A 16,352-nucleotide genomic window follows, 5' to 3' on the forward strand; every position below is an offset into this window, starting at 1 on the left:
TGACGATACATAAACTGCATGCCTGAATAAGCACATGCAGTTGACATTTTTAACGTTGATGTAACAATTTGTAGAGTGCGGGAATAACTAACATCGACAATAACGGTGCAGTAACCATGCCACCAATCATCGGTGCAGCAATACGTTGCATCACCTCCGAGCCACTCCCATTGCCCCACATGATTGGCAGCAGTCCCGCCATAATCGTGGCGACCGTCATCACCTTCGGACGCACGCGCAGCACGGCACCTTCGTGGATCGCCCGCAATAGCACCGTATTTCCCCCTTCTGGCTCAAGCCTGTGATATTTATCAAGCGCATGATTCAAATATAGAACCATAATTACGCCGAATTCTGCTGCCACCCCGGAAAGGGCGATAAAGCCAACGGCCCCCGCCACAGACAAATTATATTCAAGCAGCCATAATAACCACACCCCACCAATAAGCGCGAAAGGCAATGCCCCCATTATTATCAGGACATTTGATATCCGCCTGAAGGTTAACCATAAAAGGATGAATATAATCATCAGCGTGACAGGTAAGACTATTTTAAGCGTCGCGGTCGCCCGTTCCAGATATTCAAACTGCCCGGACCAGGAGAGAGATACGCCCTGCGGCAATACCACCTTCCCCTCCACCCGTTTTTGCATTTCATCTACGGCGGACTTCAGATCGCGCCCGCGTAAGTCCACGTAGATCCAGCTGGAAAGGCGCGCGTTTTCACTTTTTAGCATCGGTGGGCCTTCCGTCACGACGATATCGGCCAGTTCCCCCAGCGCCACCTGGCTACCGCTGGCGGTTACTACCGGCAACACCCGCAACGTGTCGACGTTATCACGCAAATCGCGGGGATAACGCAGGTTGATGGGGTACCGCTCGCGTCCCTGGATCACCTCACCAATGTTATCGCCCCCGACCAGCGTGGAGACCAGGCTTTGCAGTTCATCGACGGAAACGCCGTAGCGCGCGGCTTTTTGCCGGTCGATACGAATATCCACGTAGCGCCCGCCTTCCAGTCGCTCCGCCAGCGCCGAGGAGACGCCAGGAACGTCCTTCACCACCTGCTCAATCTGCCGGGCCACGCGCTCAATGTCGGCAATATTATTGCCGTTCACCTTAATGCCGACCGGGCTTTTGATCCCGGTTGCCAGCATGTCCAGACGGTTACGGACAGGGGGCACCCACACATTGGCAATGCCCGGCAGCGACACGGTTTTATCGAGCTCCTCCACCAGCTTTTGCGGCGTCATTCCAGGCCGCCACTGCTCGCGGGGCTTAAAGTGGATAGTTGTTTCCAGCATGGTTAATGGCGCGGGATCGGTTGCCGACTCCGCCCGACCAGCTTTGCCAAACACGCTCGCCACCTCCGGTACGCTTTTGATCAAGCGGTCCGTCTGCTGAAGCAGCCGCGATGCCTCGCGAGCAGAGATCCCCGGCAGCGTGGAGGGCATATAGAGTAAATCCCCTTCATCCAGCGGCGGCATAAACTCACTGCCCAGGCGGCTCAGCGGCCAGAGCGTGGCGATCAGCAGCAGACATGCCAGTGCCAGCGTCGTTTTCGGGAAGGTCAGTACCTTATCAAGCAGCGGCTCATACAGGCGGATCAGGAGGCGGTTTATCGGGTTTGCCTTCTCATCCGGGATTTTCCCGCGAATAAAGAAGCCCATTAGCACCGGCACCAGAGTGATCCCAAGCCCGGCGGCCACGGCCATCGACCAGGTTTTGGTGAACGCCAGCGGCGAGAACATTCGCCCCTCCTGCGCTTCCAGCGAAAATACCGGTATAAATGACAGCGTGATGATTAACAGGCTGCAAAACAGCGCCGGTCCCACTTCAACCGCCGCCTTTTCCGCCAGACGCCAGTACTCTCCCGACGCAGGCTCCTTGCCCGGATTATCATGCCGCCACTGCTCCAGCACCTTGTGCATGTTTTCAATCATGACAATTGCCGCATCCACCATCGCTCCGATGGCAATGGCGATCCCGCCGAGCGACATCATATTCGCGTTAATGCCCTGATAGTGCATCACCACAAAAGCCCCGAGGATCCCCAGCGGCAGAGAAACCATCGCCACCAGCGCGGAACGCAGGTGGAACAGGAACAGCGCGCACACCAGTACCACCACGGCAAACTCTTCGAGCAGCTTGTGCGTCAGCGTTTTGACCGACTCCTCAATCAGCGTGGAGCGATCGTAGACCGGAACAATCTCGACGCCCTGCGGCAGCGTTTTTTGCAGCTCGCTCAGTTTCGCTTTTACCGCGCGAAGGGTTTCCAGCGCGTTCTGCCCGTAGCGCATCACGATTACGCCGCCAGCAACCTCCCCTTCACCGTTAAGCTCCGCCACGCCCCGGCGGATCTCCGGGCCAATGCCAATGGTGGCGACATCTTTCAGCAGGACAGGTACGCCATCGCGGGTGGCGATCACCACATTGCGAAAATCCTCCAGCGAGCGCAAATAGCCCGTTGTCCGCACCATATACTCCGCTTCGCCCATCTCCAGCAGGGCGCCGCCGCTCTCTTTATTGGCGGCCTGCACCGCGCCGGATAGCTGGCTGTGGGTAATATTCAGCGCGCGCATTTTCGCCGGGTCCGCCACGATCTGATACTGACGCACCATTCCGCCAATGCTTGCCACTTCAGATACATTCGGTACCGTCTTAAGCTCGAACTTAAGCGTCCAGTCCTGAAGGGCCCGCAGATCTGCCAGGCTGTGTTTTCCACTACGGTCGATCAGCGCATATTCGTAGATCCAGCCGACGCCCGTCGCATCCGGCCCCAGCGACACCTTCACGCCCGGCGGAAACTGCGCCTGTACCTGGCTTAAATATTCCAGCACCCGGGATCGCGCCCAGTAGAGATCGGTGCCATCCTCAAACAGCACATACACATAAGCGTCACCAAACATTGAAAAACCGCGCACGGTTTTGGCGCCCGGCACAGACAACATGGAGGTTGTCAGCGGCCAGGTCACCTGATCTTCAATCACCTGCGGCGCTTTCCCGGGGTAACTCGCTTTGATAATGACCTGCACATCAGACAGATCGGGCAACGCGTCCAGCGGCGCGCGCTGCACCGCCCACCAGCCCCAGCTGGCCATCATCAGCGCGGCCAGGATCACCAGCAGGCGGTTACGCAACGAGGCGCGAATCACAGCGGCAATCATGGCGTCACCTCCGGCATCACGCTACGCAGGCTGGCTTCGGAATCAATCAGGAATTGCCCGGACGTCACCACCTTATCGCCCTCTTTGACCCCGGACAGGATCGCCGTCCAGCCCTGCGCCGTCAGGCCGGTTTTCACCGTCACAGGCTGGAAATAACCGTCCCCGGTAGCCAGCAGCAGACGCGCAGACTCTCCGCTGTTAATCACCGCTTCTTCCGGCACCGCCAGCACCGGCGGGCCTTTCAGCTCTTCCGCACGCCTGACGGAGAGGTACATGCCCGGCTTCAGCTTATGTGCGGAATTTTCCAGCACGATACGGGCTTTCAGGGTTCGCGTGGCCGCCTCCATCTGCGGCAGCAATTCGCTGACCGTGCCGTGGAACTGCTCCCCCGGCCAGCTTTCTGAGGTTGCTACCACCTTGCTGCCCACCGCCAGAGACTGCGCCTGCGTTTGCGGGTAGTCGACCACCAGCCAGACCGGATCGAGGCTGGCGATCTCAAACAGCGGCGCCGTTGCGGTGATTTGCGCCCCTTCCCGCACGTCCAGCTTCACCACATAGCCCGCCCGGTCGGTGCGCAGAATGAGCGTGGTCTGCGGCTTACCGCTACGCTCCAGCAAACGAATGACCTCTTCTGGCATAAACTGCAACGCCAGCCGCTCGCGAGCGGCGCGGGTCAATGCGGCATCGCCAAGCTGACGAACCGCGAGATACTCCTGCTGGGCGGCGGTCCACTGCGGGATCCACAGTTGCGCCAGCGCCTCTCCGGCTTTTACCTGCTGCTGCGGCGCATTAACAAACAATTTTGACACCACGCCATTGGCCGGGGCTGACAACACCGAGACGTTACGTTCATCCGTTGCAACCGTGGCAAAGGCCGAGAACGGCGAAACCAGCTGGCGCATCTCAACGTTGGCGGTTTTCATCCCCAGGTTTTGCTGCTGTTGAGTGCTGATGGCCACGCCTGACGCCGTCTGCGCTTCATCGGCGTAGCGTGGGACCAGATCCATATCCATAAAGGGGGATTTACCCGGCTTATCGAAGCGCTGACCGGGCACCATGGGGTCGTACCAGTAAAGCACCTTGCGTTCTGAGGGTTGTGAAGCCGCATCCGGCTGATGCGTCTGCTTCTGTCCGACAAAATAGCCGCCAACGGCAGCTATCGCGATGGCAATCGCCATTAACGTTGTTTTTTTCATTGCGCCAGCTCCTGCGGGATCAGCCAGTTCACGGCAGCCCAGGTTCGCGCCATTTCGCGCTCCGCCTGGTTCACCGCCAGTTCCGTATCCAGTACGCCACGACGCGCCTCCAGCAGGGCCGGAAGCGCCGACTGTCCAGAACGATATTGCGCCGTCAGCACCGCCAGCCGTTGTCGCTGCAACGGTAGTACCTCGTCCCGCTGACGCTGCCACACCGTTTGCGCAGCCTGATACTGCGCCACCAGCGTTTGCACCTGGGCAATGTGTTCGCGTTTGAGCAGCGTCAGTTGATCCACCGCCTGCATTGAGCGGGAAACATCGGCGGCGTAATCCTTGTCCTGACGTTTTGACTGGAACAAAGGCAGATCCACGCTGAACATCACGCCAGCCATATCGTCATAGCCTTCGGCGCGGTGGGCGTAATAGACCTCCACATCCACATCGGGTAGCGCTGCCACGGCAGATTGCGCTGAACGCGCTTTCGCGGTCTCTGCTTCACGTCGCGCGGCCTCCACTTCCGGGTGTCTGGCAATCCCCTCCTGCAACGTTTTTTCATCGGCAGGAAGGCGCTGATAGCGCGGCAGCGGACCGCGAACCGCCGTAATAGCGTGCCCTGTTAGCTCCAGCAGACGGCTTTGCGCCAGCTGCACATCCCGCTGCGCCAGCGTCTCTTTGTCGCGCATGGCGCTGAGGATCATTTGCAGGGCCAGTACGCTGTCCGGCGTTGCGCCTCCCGCCCCGACGCTCGCCTTCTGCACACCCCGCTGGCGTTCCGTTTCACGGACCAGCGTTCTGGCCGTTTTCAGCGCCTGCTGTGCCAGCGCCAGATCCAGCCAAGCCTGGGCGGTATCACGCTGAAGCGCGGCACGTACGGCCTCGGATTTTGCCAGCACGCTTCGCGCCTGCGCCTGAAAAGTCTGTGCTTTACGTTCCCGCTTCTCTGAGCTGACGTAGCTTTGCATGATGCCAACCTTCTGCATGGTCATCCCTTCGCGCGTAAGCCGCCGATCGTTGCTGCCCTGTACCGGCACGTTTTCAATACCGAATTTCAGTTTTGGATCAGGTAATTGCGTGGCGGAATCCGCCATCGCATCCAGCGCCTGCGCTTCGTTACGGCTGGCGGAGAGTTCTGCCGAGTAGCGCTGGGCTTCGGTCAGGGTGTGTTCGAGCGTCCACGGCTCCGCCTGCGCGGCGGAGGTTAACAAGCCGAACAACACCCCACCGAGCCACAGACTCAGTGTGTGTTGTTTCATGGTGACCTCGCTTAGCGCGCTGGCGTCAGCGAGATAATCTGGAAACCGTCACCCGCACGCTCAAGCGTGAAGGTCACCTCATCCCCCGGTTTGGCGCCATTCAGCGTGGTGCCGGCAGATAAAGTAAACGGCATGGTCATCGCTGGCCATTTTAGTTCCGGTATGGCCTCGTGACGGAGCATGACGGCATTGTCAGAGATCGACTGAACCACGCCGCGGCCCTGCCAGGTCTGGTTTGCCTGAACGGTATAAGAAGCGAAAGAGATGGACGCGCCAACCAGCGCGGAAAGGAATAGGGTACGCATGATAAAACTCCTGTTAAACGTTAAGTAAATAAAATCAACGAATTAACAGGTTTTTACTCCCGAAACCGGCAATAGCGGATCGTTGCCGGCGGCCCCACAGCAGGAGGGGTAATAGACCACGCAGAATGGCTTGCAGATGAACACTCTGGCGTCGTTAAGGTCAGCGTCATGGCGGCAGGCAGCGCCACCAGATGCGGCTGGGCAGGTTCTTTTTGTACCTGATCCGGCACACAATGTTTTTCACACAGCGGTGAAGCACCGGCAGCATAATGCAGCCCCGGTCCCGCCATCATATCCATATGCTGGATGGTGGCCACCTCACCGCGCAAATCCATTGAACATTGATGGGAGGCGACGGCCACCTGACTCTGGATTAACAGCCAGCCAAACGCCAGCAAAAACATCAGCAGATGTTTTTTGATAAAGCGCAGGCGATACGTCCAGCTGGCGTGCATATTCAGATCGTCGGATAGGGTAAAAGTGAACCGAGTATAAGCAGGCAAAAGAATGAAAGAGAAGTAGTTTTAAAGAGATTTACGTTTTTAAATCGATTGTCGGCAAGTAATACTCAAAACCTTAACACTTCACCATCAATTTAATGACATATAATATCTATTCATCAGGTCAATAACGTCTTAATATAAATGACGCAGGGTTAGCAAAAATATCGTCATCATTGCCTTTAGTAGTCTCTTTCTTGATTTTAATCAGCAAGGACTGGCCATTTATTCGGCACATTTCAGGCTTCTTTTTTATTGATTATTTGTCTCTCGGGCAGCAAGGATACAGGGGAAATCATGCTTACTTTTCTCGAACTCCTCATTGGAGTCGTGGTCATTGTCGGTGTAGCACGCTACATCATTAAAGGTTACTCAGCCACTGGCGTGCTATTTGTCGGCGGCCTGACGCTGCTGATCATTAGCGCGCTAATGGGTCATCAGGTTTTACCCGCCAGCGAAGCCAGCACCGGATATACCGCTACCGATATTGTGGAATATATAAAAATTCTGCTGATGAGCCGCGGCGGCGACCTGGGCATGATGATCATGATGCTCTGCGGATTTGCTGCCTATATGACCCATATCGGTGCGAATGATATGGTGGTGAAGCTGGCTTCTAAGCCGCTGCAATATATTAACTCCCCCTATCTGCTGATGGTCGCGGCTTATTTCCTGGCCTGTCTGATGTCATTAGCCGTTTCCTCAGCAACGGGCCTTGGCGTGCTGTTAATGGCGACGTTATTCCCGGTAATGGTTAACGTCGGGATCAGCCGTGGCGCAGCGGCGGCTATTTGCGCCTCTCCGGCGGCGATTATTCTCTCCCCTACTTCCGGTGACGTGGTGCTGGCCGCGAAAGCCGCGGAAATGTCGCTGATTGACTTCGCCTTCAAAACCACACTGCCAATCTCCATCACCGCTATTCTCGGCATGGGCGTGGCGCATTTCTTCTGGCAACGCTACCTCGATAAGAAAGAGAACGTCAGCCATGAGATGATGGACGTCAGTGAAATCACCACTACCGCCCCGGCGTTTTATTCCATCCTGCCCTTCACGCCGATTATTGGCGTGCTTATTTTTGACGGCAAATGGGGCCCTCAGCTGCACATCATCACTATCCTGGTGATCTGTATGCTGCTGGCGGCCATCCTGGAATTTGTTCGTGGCTTTAATACCCAGAAGGTGTTCACGGGTCTTGAAGTCGCCTTCCGCGGCATGGCGGATGCCTTCGCGGGCGTGGTGATGCTGCTGGTTGCCGCAGGGGTGTTTGCTCAGGGGCTGAGCACAATCGGCTTTATCCAGAGCCTGATCTCTATCGCCACCTCGTTCGGCTCGGCCAGCATTATCCTGATGCTGGTGCTGGTGGTACTGACCATGCTGGCGGCGATGACTACCGGCTCCGGTAACGCGCCGTTCTATGCGTTTGTTGAGATGATCCCTAAGCTGGCACACTCCTCCGGCATCAACCCGGCTTACCTGTCCATTCCGATGCTCCAGGCCTCCAACCTGGGTCGTACCATTTCTCCGGTATCGGGCGTGGTGGTTGCGGTGGCGGGGATGGCAAAAATCTCTCCGTTTGAAGTGGTAAAACGCACGTCAGTGCCGGTGCTGGTTGGCCTGATTATCGTTATTATCGCCACCGAAGTGCTGGTTCCCGGCGCTGCCTAAGCGAAATTCCTGCTTTCCAAAAAGCGCCTGCGGGCGCTTTTTGTGCTTTAATAACCCCCAGAAATTAATCGCGCCCAACCAATCAGGAAAGCAAATGTTCAGGAAGGATATCGTTATCCCGTCTGGCGCAGTAGCGCTTGCACTCTGTGTCTTCTCAATTCAGGCAGATCCGCTTAAGCCAACCCAGTACGGCGATTTCGATCGCTACGTTCTGGCGCTTTCCTGGCAAACGGGATTTTGCCAGAGTATGGTCGAACGCAACCGTGACGAACCGGAAGAGTGTCGCCTGCAAAAAGAGAGCAGCAACAAAACCGATTTTCTGACCGTCCACGGCTTATGGCCAGCGCTGCCGAAATCTATTGCCGCTCGCGGAGTGGATGAACGCCGCTGGATGCGCTTCGGCTGTGCCACTCGTCCGGTTCCGAATATGCCGGAAGCAAAAGCCAGCCGCAAATGTGACGCCGCAGAGACCGGACTATCGCTAACGGGCGCGGCGAAGCTGAACAGCGTGATGCCCGGCGCGGGCGGCAACTCCTGCCTTGAACGTTATGAATACGCGAAACACGGCGTCTGCTTTGGTTTTGATCCCGACGCTTACTTCGGCACCATGGTGCGCATGAACCAGGAAGTGAAAAATAGTGCGGTTGGGGAATTTCTGGCGGAAAACTATGGCAAGACCGTCCGCCGTAGCGATTTTGATGCAGCCGTGGCCAAAAGCTGGGGGAAACAGAACGTAAAAGCGTTCAAGCTTACCTGCCATGGCAATCCGGCTTATCTGACCGAGATGCAGATCTCGCTAAAATCCAGCACCATTAACAACTCGCTCTCAGCCAGCACCTTTGCGCCACAGCCGCATCCGGGCAACTGCGGCAAACAGTTTGTTATCGATAAAGCTGGTTACTGATTGTTCCTGCGCGCATCCGGGCGTACCAGATCGAAGCGATGGCTGTCGCTGATGCCGTAGTAGGCGGACGGTCCACCCGCACGCAGAATGGGCTGCGCTTTCGCGGTCTGGTAAATCCCCTCTTCCAGCAAACTCTCAGCGATATGGACGCCCACCACTTCGCCGAGCACCAGCCAGGTATCAATCGGTGTCCCATCCGCGCCGGTCAACTGAATGCACTGTGACAATCGACACTCGAAATTCACCGGGCTTTCCGCCACGCGCGGCGAGCTCACAAGCTGGCTGGCTACGGGCGTCAGGCCGGCAAAGGTAAATTCATCCTCGCCATGAGGGAGTGTGGCGGAGGTTTCATTCATCGCCTCAGCCAGATCGCGCGTTGCGAGGTTCCAGACAAACTCTTCCGTTTCGGTAATATTCCGCACGCTATCCTTCCAGCCGTTGCTGGAAAAACCAATGATCGGTGGGCGATAGTTAAAGCAGTTAAAGAAGCTGTACGGGGCAAGGTTCAGTTGACCGGCCTTATCACAGGATGAAATCCAGCCAATCGGACGTGGACCGATAATGGCGTTCAGCGGGTCGTGCGGCAGGCCGTGCCCCTGAGACGGTTGGTAAAAGTACATATCGCTCTCTCTACGCTGGGGCTGCAACGCGCATTGCCCGGTTTAAGTTTTACCAGCGTAACGAAATTTCCGTTAAGCGTGAATCGGGATGCCGGGTTTATTGCCAAAAATTCATATGGCGCACGAATGTGACCTTCATCACTTCAAACTTAGGGTTTCAGACAGTATCATCAGATAAGTTAAACCCTCGCTGCCAGACGGCGAGGGTTTTCTTTTGGATTGGTTTCTGCGTTACACGCAGCATTAACGACATGGAGTAAAAATGTCCAGACCTACGATTATCATCAATGAACTCGACGCAGAACGTATTGACCGACTGTTGGAGAAACCAGAATTCGCCTCGCTGCCGGTAGCCGATGCGCTGAACGAAGAGCTAGACCGGGCGCAGATGTGTACGCCTGAGACCATGCCGCATGATGTGGTCACCATGAACAGCCAGGTGAAGTTCCGCAACCTGACCACCGGGGAGGAACTCACCCGTACGCTGGTCTATCCGGCGCAGATGACCGACAGCAGCATGCAGCTTTCGGTGCTGGCACCCGTGGGCGCGGCGCTGCTTGGACTGCGCACGGGCGATACTATCCACTGGGAACTCCCGGGCGGCGCCTCAGCCCATCTGGAAGTGCTTGAGCTGCTCTACCAGCCCGAAGCCGCTGGCGATTACCTGCGTTAATCCCTTCTGAACAAGCGACCCCGCTTTGCACAGAGGATGCACCTGCATCCTCTTTCCGCAAATTCACCCGATTGTGTTATATCGGACAAAAACCGCTTAATCCATGTTTACTCTGTCGTAGTGCCGTGGGGACGAAACCTCACACAACGCCGCCGGGGAAGGCATTCACCAGTCCCTTCACTTTCTGCTGCGCAGCCTCCGGGGTGTCCGCGCCAGGCACCAGGATCACCTTGCGGCACTCCTCCTCCCGTTTTTCGAAGATCTTATAGGCGCGCTCCGCATCAGCCAGCGGAAGATAGTGGGTCACAATATCTTCCGGTGTAAGCAACCCTTTTTCGATAAGCGGCAGCAGCTCTCCCAGCCAGGCGTGGACGTGCGTCTGCCCCATCTTAAAGCTCAGCCCTTTATCGAAGGCATCGCCAAACAGGAAGCCATGGATGAAACCGGCGTACACGCCCGGCACGCTGACCACGCCGCCGCGTCGCACCGCAGCAATGCACTGGCGCAGGGCTTTGCCGCTGCTGCCTTCAATTTTCAGGTTACTGAGGATCGTTTCCGTCGTGCTGCCTTTGGCCTCAAACCCGACGGCATCAATCACCGCATCCACCCCGCGCTGCCCGGCCGTTTGCTCAATGATTTTCTCCGCCGCGTCGTTATCGTCATCAAAGTTAATCGGGATCGCGCCGTAGCGCTCCTGGGCAAACCGCAGTCGATAGGGATGATGGTCAACCACAAAAATCTGCTCTGCGCCGAGAAGCCGCGCGCAGGCAATGGTCAGCAACCCCACCGGCCCGGCCCCGAATACGGCGACGCTGGAGCCTTTCTGGATCTGCGCATTTTTCGCCGCCTGCCAGGCGGTAGGCAGAATATCTGACAGGAAAAGCGCTTTGTCGTCTGACAGCAGCTGAGGCACTTTAAACGGCCCCACGTTGCCTTTCGGCACGCGCACATACTCCGCCTGTCCGCCCGGCACGCCGCCGTAAAGATGGCTGTAGCCAAACAGCGCGGCAGGGGCGGGAATTTGCTTTTTGTTCAGCGCCGCGCCCTGCCCGCGGTTCGTGTTTTCGCAGGCCGCGTACTGTTGCATCTGGCAAAAGAAGCAGTCACCGCAGGCAATCACAAATGGGATCACCACCCGGTCACCTTTCTGCACGTTTTTCACTTCGCTCCCGCACTCCACCACCTCGCCCATAAATTCATGACCAAAGATATCGCCGTGCTGGACCTTGGGAATTTTTCCGCGATAAAGATGCAAATCAGAACCACAGATCGCCGTGGCCGTTACGCGCAGGATGATATCGTCAGGCTGTTCGATGCCCGGATCGGGGACATTATCGACCCGAACATGATGTGGACCGTGATAGGTGAGAGCTTTCATGCAACCTCCGAAAGGGTGTGGGTAAGCTTATAAAAGGGTAGCTACCTCTCGGGATCTGCCCCGGAATCCGGCTGTTTTGAGATTTATCCTGGCGAGATAAAAAAGTGCTGTCGGGATTACAGAAACCTTTTATATTTTGTGGTTGAATGATTTCAGCGTTTATAAACAAGGAGAAACGGGTATGTATCAAACAATCATTATGCCGGTTGATGTTTTCGAAATGGAACTGAGTGATAAGGCTGTACGTCACGCGGAATTTCTCGCGCAGCAGGACGGAGTTATTCATCTTCTGCATGTTTTACCGGGCTCTGCCAGCCTGAGCCTGCATCGTTTCGCTGCTGATGTGCGTCGTTTTGAAGAGCATTTACAGCATGAAGCCGAGACGCGCCTGCAAACCATGGTCGGGCACTTCAGCATCGATCCTTCCCGCATAAAAACCCACGTCCGGTTCGGTAGCGTGCGTGACGCCGTAAATGAGCTTGCCGGGGAATTAAATGCCGACGTGGTAGTGATTGGTTCGCGCAACCCGTCTATTACCACGCACCTGCTGGGGTCGAACGCCTCCAGCGTGATCCGCCACACCCACATTCCGGTGATGGTCGTCAGATAAAAAAAGAGGCCACCTTTTGGTGGCCTCTTGTATTGCAGGTGTCGTCTTGCTTTCTTTTATTATGCAGTTTTGGTGCGGATCAGGTAATCAAACGAGCTCAGCGAGGCTTTCGCACCTTCACCGGTAGCGATGATGATCTGCTTGTACGGCACGGTGGTGCAGTCGCCCGCCGCAAATACGCCCTTCACGCTGGTTTCGCATTTCGCATCGATGATGATCTCGCCCATGCGGTTGCGCTCAATTGCGCCTTCCAGCCAGGTGGTGTTTGGCAGCAGGCCAATCTGAACGAAGATCCCCGCCAGCGGTACGCTGTGAATATCGCCACTCACGCGGTCACGGTATTCCAGACCGGTCACTTTGCTGCCGTCGCCTTTCACTTCTGTCGTCTGGGCATTGAGCACAATGTCGACGTTATTCAGGCTACGCACTTTATCCTGCAACACCTGGTCCGCTTTCATCTCAGGGGCGAACTCCAGCAGGGTAACGTGTTCAACAATCCCCGCCAGGTCGATAGCCGCTTCCACGCCGGAGTTACCGCCGCCGATCACCGCTACGCGTTTACCTTTGAACAGCGGGCCGTCACAGTGCGGGCAATAGGTCACGCCTTTGGTGCGATACTGATCTTCGCCCGGCACGTTCATGTTGCGCCATTTCGCGCCAGTGGCAATGATCACGCTGCGCGCCTTCAGCACCGCGCCGGACGCCGTTTCAATCTGGTGCAAACCACCCTCGACCGCGGCCGGAACCAGTTTGCTGGCGCTCTGGCTGTCAATGACATCCACGTCGTAGTCGCTGACGTGCGCTTTCAACGCCCCGGCCAGCTTCTGGCCTTCGGTTTTCGGCACGGAAATGTAGTTTTCAATGTCTACGGTATCCAGAACCTGACCACCGAAACGCTCGCCCATCAGACCGGTACGGATCCCTTTACGTGCGGAGTAAACCGCTGCCGCCGCGCCCGCCGGGCCGGAGCCAACAATCAGCACGTCGTACGCATCACGTTGGTTCAACTCTTCCGCCGCACGTTTTTCTGCGCCGGTATCCACTTTGGCGACGATTTCGGTCAGCGTCATACGCCCCTGGCCGAACTCCTGACCATTCAGGTAAACCGCTGGAACGCCCATCACGTTGCGCTCGGTGATTTCGTTCTGGAACGTACCGCCGTCAATCGCCGTGTGCTTAATGCGTGGGTTGAGCACTGACATCAGGTTCAGCGCCTGCACCACGTCCGGGCAGTTGTGGCAGGAGAGCGAGTAATAGGTTTCAAACTCAAAATCACCGTCGATATCGCGGATCTGCTCCAGCAGCGCCTGCGCTTCTTTTGACGGATGACCACCGGTCCACAGCAGCGCCAGCACCAGGGACGTAAATTCGTGCCCCAGCGGAGAACCCGCGAAACGCGGCCCCTGGTCAGACCCTGGGTTGGCGATCAGGAAAGAAGGCTTACGGACTGCCAGCGTGTTGTCTTCTTTGAAGGTCACTTTCGGCGACAGCTCAGCAATATCTGTCAGCAGCGCTTTGATTTCTGCCGATTTCGCGCTGTCGTCCAGCGTGGCAATCAGCTCAACAGGTTTGGTCAGTTTCTCAAGGTAGGCCTTGAGCTGGGTTTTCATGTTAGTGTCGAGCATTATTCTTCCCTCTCTTAAAACGTCATCATGCAAGCCGCCTTATACGGGCTGCCTGAATGCAACTTGCATCATGGTGCTGGAATGAAATGGGCGCGGGTGCGCCCATGACTGAAACAATTTCCAGAGTATTTCGCGTCAGAGCAAGGCGGCTAGCCTGAGAATCCCCGGGAGCTTACTGAAGTAAGTGACCGGGGTGAGCAGGCGACGCCAACGCAGCTATGGCGTGAAAGACGACGGAAATTTAGATCTTGCCGACCAGGTCCAGAGATGGCGCCAGCGTCGCTTCGCCTTCTTTCCATTTCGCCGGGCACACTTCGCCTGGGTGAGAAGCAACGTACTGAGCCGCCTTCACTTTGCGCAGCAGGTCAGATGCATCACGGCCGATACCTTCAGCGGTAACTTCGATAGCCTGGATAATGCCCTGCGGGTCAACAACGAAGGTCGCACGGTCAGCCAGGCCTTCATCTTCACGCATGTTGTCGAAGTTACGGGTCAGGGCGCCAGTCGGGTCGCCGATCATCGCGTATTTGATTTTCGCGATAGTTTCAGAGCTGCTGTGCCACGCTTTGTGCGTGAAGTGGGTATCGGTAGAAACAGAGTAAACGTCTACGCCCAGCTTTTGCAGTTCTTCGTAGTGGTCTGCAACGTCGCCCAGTTCGGTCGGGCAAACGAAGGTGAAGTCAGCCGGATAGAAGAAGAACACGCTCCAGCGGCCTTCGGTATCTTTCTCAGTAACTTCGATGAACTCACCGTTTTTGAACGCCTGGTTTTTGAAAGGTTTAATTTTGGTGTTAATCAAGGACATCTGTACTTCCTCCGTGTTTTCGTTGAGGTGTAAGGTAACCAACTTTGTTCATCGGGGCTAATGCGTATGCTTTATCAAATCAATCAGCCAAACCTTACAACAGCAACAAGACAGCAAGGTGAACCTTTTACAGGAAAGCCTGAAAGTAAAAAGGCCGCCTCAACGGGCGGCCCTGATACCTGAATTCCCCGCAGGTACATTCAGTGCCAGCCGAAGCTGGCGTTGCGTTGCGCTCTACATACCTTGTATCAAGGCCGTAACAGCGGTTTGATTACAGCACCCCTGCGCGCAATGAGCAATGCATAAGAGGGATAGTCCTGCCTATGGCTGTGATAGGCAGATTCGAACAGGTCATTGAAACATTATAAATTTAATTTCATTATGGGTTTCACGCTATATATAAACGCCATTTGTCATTCAAATAATTCAATCACACTTTAAAGATAAAATTATCTTAATAACTCTTGAAGATATGTTTCAATAATCCAAAGCCGTGATATATTAAGATCACTTAAATTTTAAATTAAGCGAGTTATTCACACGGATTGTAAAGGGTAACTACACTCTGTCGTACTCCATGGTGTGATAACGACAGCAAACTCAACTCACTCAGGACGAAACATGGCAAACCTCTACGACCTAAAAAAATTCGATCTCAATCTGTTAGTTATCTTCGAATGCATTTACCAACATCTCAGTATCAGTAGGGCTGCCGAGACGCTTTATATCACACCATCCGCCGTCAGCCAGTCGCTGCAACGCCTGCGCGGTCAGCTTGATGACCCCCTGTTTATCCGTTCAGGGAAGGGAATTACGCCCACCACGGTAGGTACCAACTTGCATCATCATCTGGAAAAAAATCTCAATCAGCTTGAGCAGACGATCAACATGATGCATCACTCGGACATCAAGAAAAAGTTCGTTATCTATTGCACTCAAATGGTGTCTCCTGGTTCGATGCTGGAACCGTTGAAGCTTTTAATATCTGAGGAGAATTATGAGATAGAACAAAGAGATATGCTTATTTCCTCCGAATCAGCGGAAGATTTGTTGGCCTATCGTAAAGCCGATCTCATCTTCTCTATCGCACCTATCCACAATCGCTCTGTGGTCTGCACCCACTTCACTACGGTGCCAATAGCCTTAATCTGTAGAGCAGACCACCCAAGGCTCGCTGACACAGCCACAGTGGACGCGCTATACCAGGAGAAATTCACTTTTTACCAGAGTGCTCATCCGGGTGTAAAAGAGTTCCAGAGTCGGGCCAATGACGCTTTTCCGGAAAGAAATATTGCTTTTCGCACCGACTCCCTTAGCTCTCTCATCTCTATGGTCAGTTCATCTGATTTGTTAGGCTATATCCCCGTGTCGATCTATGAAACATTTAAAGAATCTTTGAAATTAAAAAGGCTTGAGCCACCGTTTGCGCTGCCTGAATTAAAGATCTATATGCTCTACGGCCGTTCATCACTGAATAGCTCTGTTTTTTCAACATTCATTGAAAAAATGCATAAGCTCTGCGTTTCTCCGCCGTCTGCGTAAAATACATTTGCATGGTGAATATAATTAAAGCGAACCGAAAAAAATGACTCCGTGAAATTAAGGATAAATAATTCCATAATATCGTTTTGATTTTCCCAAGACATTTAACA

At 55.1% G+C, this 16,352-nt stretch carries 14 protein-coding genes; 5 read left to right on the forward strand and 9 right to left on the reverse strand.

Annotated elements, in window-relative coordinates; all coding sequences use genetic code 11:
• Nucleotides 1-49: 49 nt before the first annotated feature.
• The 5 genes from L350_RS12430 to L350_RS12410 are packed head-to-tail and all read right to left on the reverse strand — an operon-like array spanning nt 50 to nt 6,375.
• The gene (locus L350_RS12430) at nt 50-3,166 is read right to left on the reverse strand and encodes an efflux RND transporter permease subunit (protein WP_032624670.1); all 3,117 of its coding nucleotides are present in this window, start codon (nt 3,164-3,166) and stop codon (nt 50-52) included.
• On the reverse strand, nt 3,163-4,362 hold the full coding sequence (locus L350_RS12425; protein WP_032624671.1) for an efflux RND transporter periplasmic adaptor subunit: 1,200 nt from the start codon (nt 4,360-4,362) through the stop codon (nt 3,163-3,165). The genes L350_RS12430 and L350_RS12425 overlap by 4 nt, the downstream gene beginning before the upstream one ends.
• The gene (locus tag L350_RS12420) at nt 4,359-5,615 is read right to left on the reverse strand and encodes a TolC family protein (RefSeq protein WP_032624672.1); all 1,257 of its coding nucleotides are present in this window, start codon (nt 5,613-5,615) and stop codon (nt 4,359-4,361) included. The genes L350_RS12425 and L350_RS12420 overlap by 4 nt, the downstream gene beginning before the upstream one ends.
• An 11-nt stretch (nt 5,616-5,626) precedes the next feature.
• Nucleotides 5,627-5,920: a copper-binding protein gene (locus L350_RS12415; RefSeq protein WP_022647418.1), complete on the reverse strand. Its 294-nt coding sequence runs from the start codon at nt 5,918-5,920 to the stop codon at nt 5,627-5,629.
• Between the two features lie 53 nt (nt 5,921-5,973).
• Nucleotides 5,974-6,375 carry a hypothetical protein gene (locus L350_RS12410; protein ID WP_032624673.1) on the reverse strand — a complete coding sequence of 134 codons (402 nt, stop codon included), beginning with the start codon at nt 6,373-6,375 and terminating at the stop codon, nt 5,974-5,976.
• 342 nt (nt 6,376-6,717) lie between these two features.
• On the opposite strand from L350_RS12410, the gene dcuC reads away from it, so the two are divergent.
• Entirely contained in the window at nt 6,718-8,085 is a 1,368-nt protein-coding gene (gene dcuC / locus L350_RS12405; RefSeq protein ID WP_017382481.1) for an anaerobic C4-dicarboxylate transporter DcuC, read from the forward strand.
• A gap of 94 nt (nt 8,086-8,179) precedes the next feature.
• Nucleotides 8,180-8,989 carry a ribonuclease I gene (gene rna, locus L350_RS12400; RefSeq protein ID WP_032624674.1) on the forward strand — a complete coding sequence of 270 codons (810 nt, stop codon included), beginning with the start codon at nt 8,180-8,182 and terminating at the stop codon, nt 8,987-8,989.
• Here rna and L350_RS12395 read toward each other — a convergent pair.
• Complete coding sequence (locus L350_RS12395; protein WP_023299579.1) at nt 8,983-9,609, reverse strand: flavin reductase family protein; 627 nt, start codon at nt 9,607-9,609, stop codon at nt 8,983-8,985. The genes rna and L350_RS12395 overlap by 7 nt on opposite strands.
• A 262-nt stretch (nt 9,610-9,871) precedes the next feature.
• Here L350_RS12395 and rnk point away from each other — a divergent pair, with 262 nt between their 5' ends.
• A complete protein-coding gene (gene rnk / locus L350_RS12390) occupies nt 9,872-10,282 on the forward strand; it encodes a nucleoside diphosphate kinase regulator (protein ID WP_022647414.1) in 411 nt (136 codons plus the stop codon).
• Nucleotides 10,283-10,421: 139 nt separating this feature from the next.
• On the opposite strand, the gene L350_RS12385 is transcribed toward rnk, so the two are convergent.
• Nucleotides 10,422-11,660 (reverse strand): zinc-dependent alcohol dehydrogenase, encoded by a 1,239-nt coding sequence (locus L350_RS12385; RefSeq protein WP_015571156.1) that lies wholly within the window; start codon nt 11,658-11,660, stop codon nt 10,422-10,424.
• 181 nt (nt 11,661-11,841) lie between these two features.
• Here L350_RS12385 and uspG point away from each other — a divergent pair, with 181 nt between their 5' ends.
• Nucleotides 11,842-12,270 (forward strand): universal stress protein UspG, encoded by a 429-nt coding sequence (gene uspG / locus L350_RS12380; protein ID WP_006809652.1) that lies wholly within the window; start codon nt 11,842-11,844, stop codon nt 12,268-12,270.
• A gap of 59 nt (nt 12,271-12,329) precedes the next feature.
• Here uspG and ahpF read toward each other — a convergent pair whose 3' ends face one another.
• Together ahpF and ahpC are read right to left on the reverse strand one after the other, a co-directional pair.
• Nucleotides 12,330-13,895 (reverse strand): alkyl hydroperoxide reductase subunit F, encoded by a 1,566-nt coding sequence (gene ahpF / locus L350_RS12375; RefSeq protein ID WP_032624676.1) that lies wholly within the window; start codon nt 13,893-13,895, stop codon nt 12,330-12,332.
• 241 nt (nt 13,896-14,136) lie between these two features.
• Nucleotides 14,137-14,700 (reverse strand): alkyl hydroperoxide reductase subunit C, encoded by a 564-nt coding sequence (gene ahpC / locus L350_RS12370; RefSeq protein ID WP_014882974.1) that lies wholly within the window; start codon nt 14,698-14,700, stop codon nt 14,137-14,139.
• A gap of 621 nt (nt 14,701-15,321) precedes the next feature.
• On the opposite strand from ahpC, the gene citR reads away from it, so the two are divergent.
• The gene (gene citR / locus L350_RS12365) at nt 15,322-16,242 is read left to right on the forward strand and encodes a DNA-binding transcriptional repressor CitR (protein ID WP_022647411.1); all 921 of its coding nucleotides are present in this window, start codon (nt 15,322-15,324) and stop codon (nt 16,240-16,242) included.
• The last annotated feature ends 110 nt before the right edge of the window (nt 16,243-16,352 follow it).

The sequence above is a fragment of the Enterobacter sp. MGH 4 genome (genome assembly GCF_000534735.1).
In the GTDB taxonomy this organism is placed as follows: Bacteria; Pseudomonadota; Gammaproteobacteria; order Enterobacterales; family Enterobacteriaceae; genus Enterobacter; species Enterobacter intestinihominis.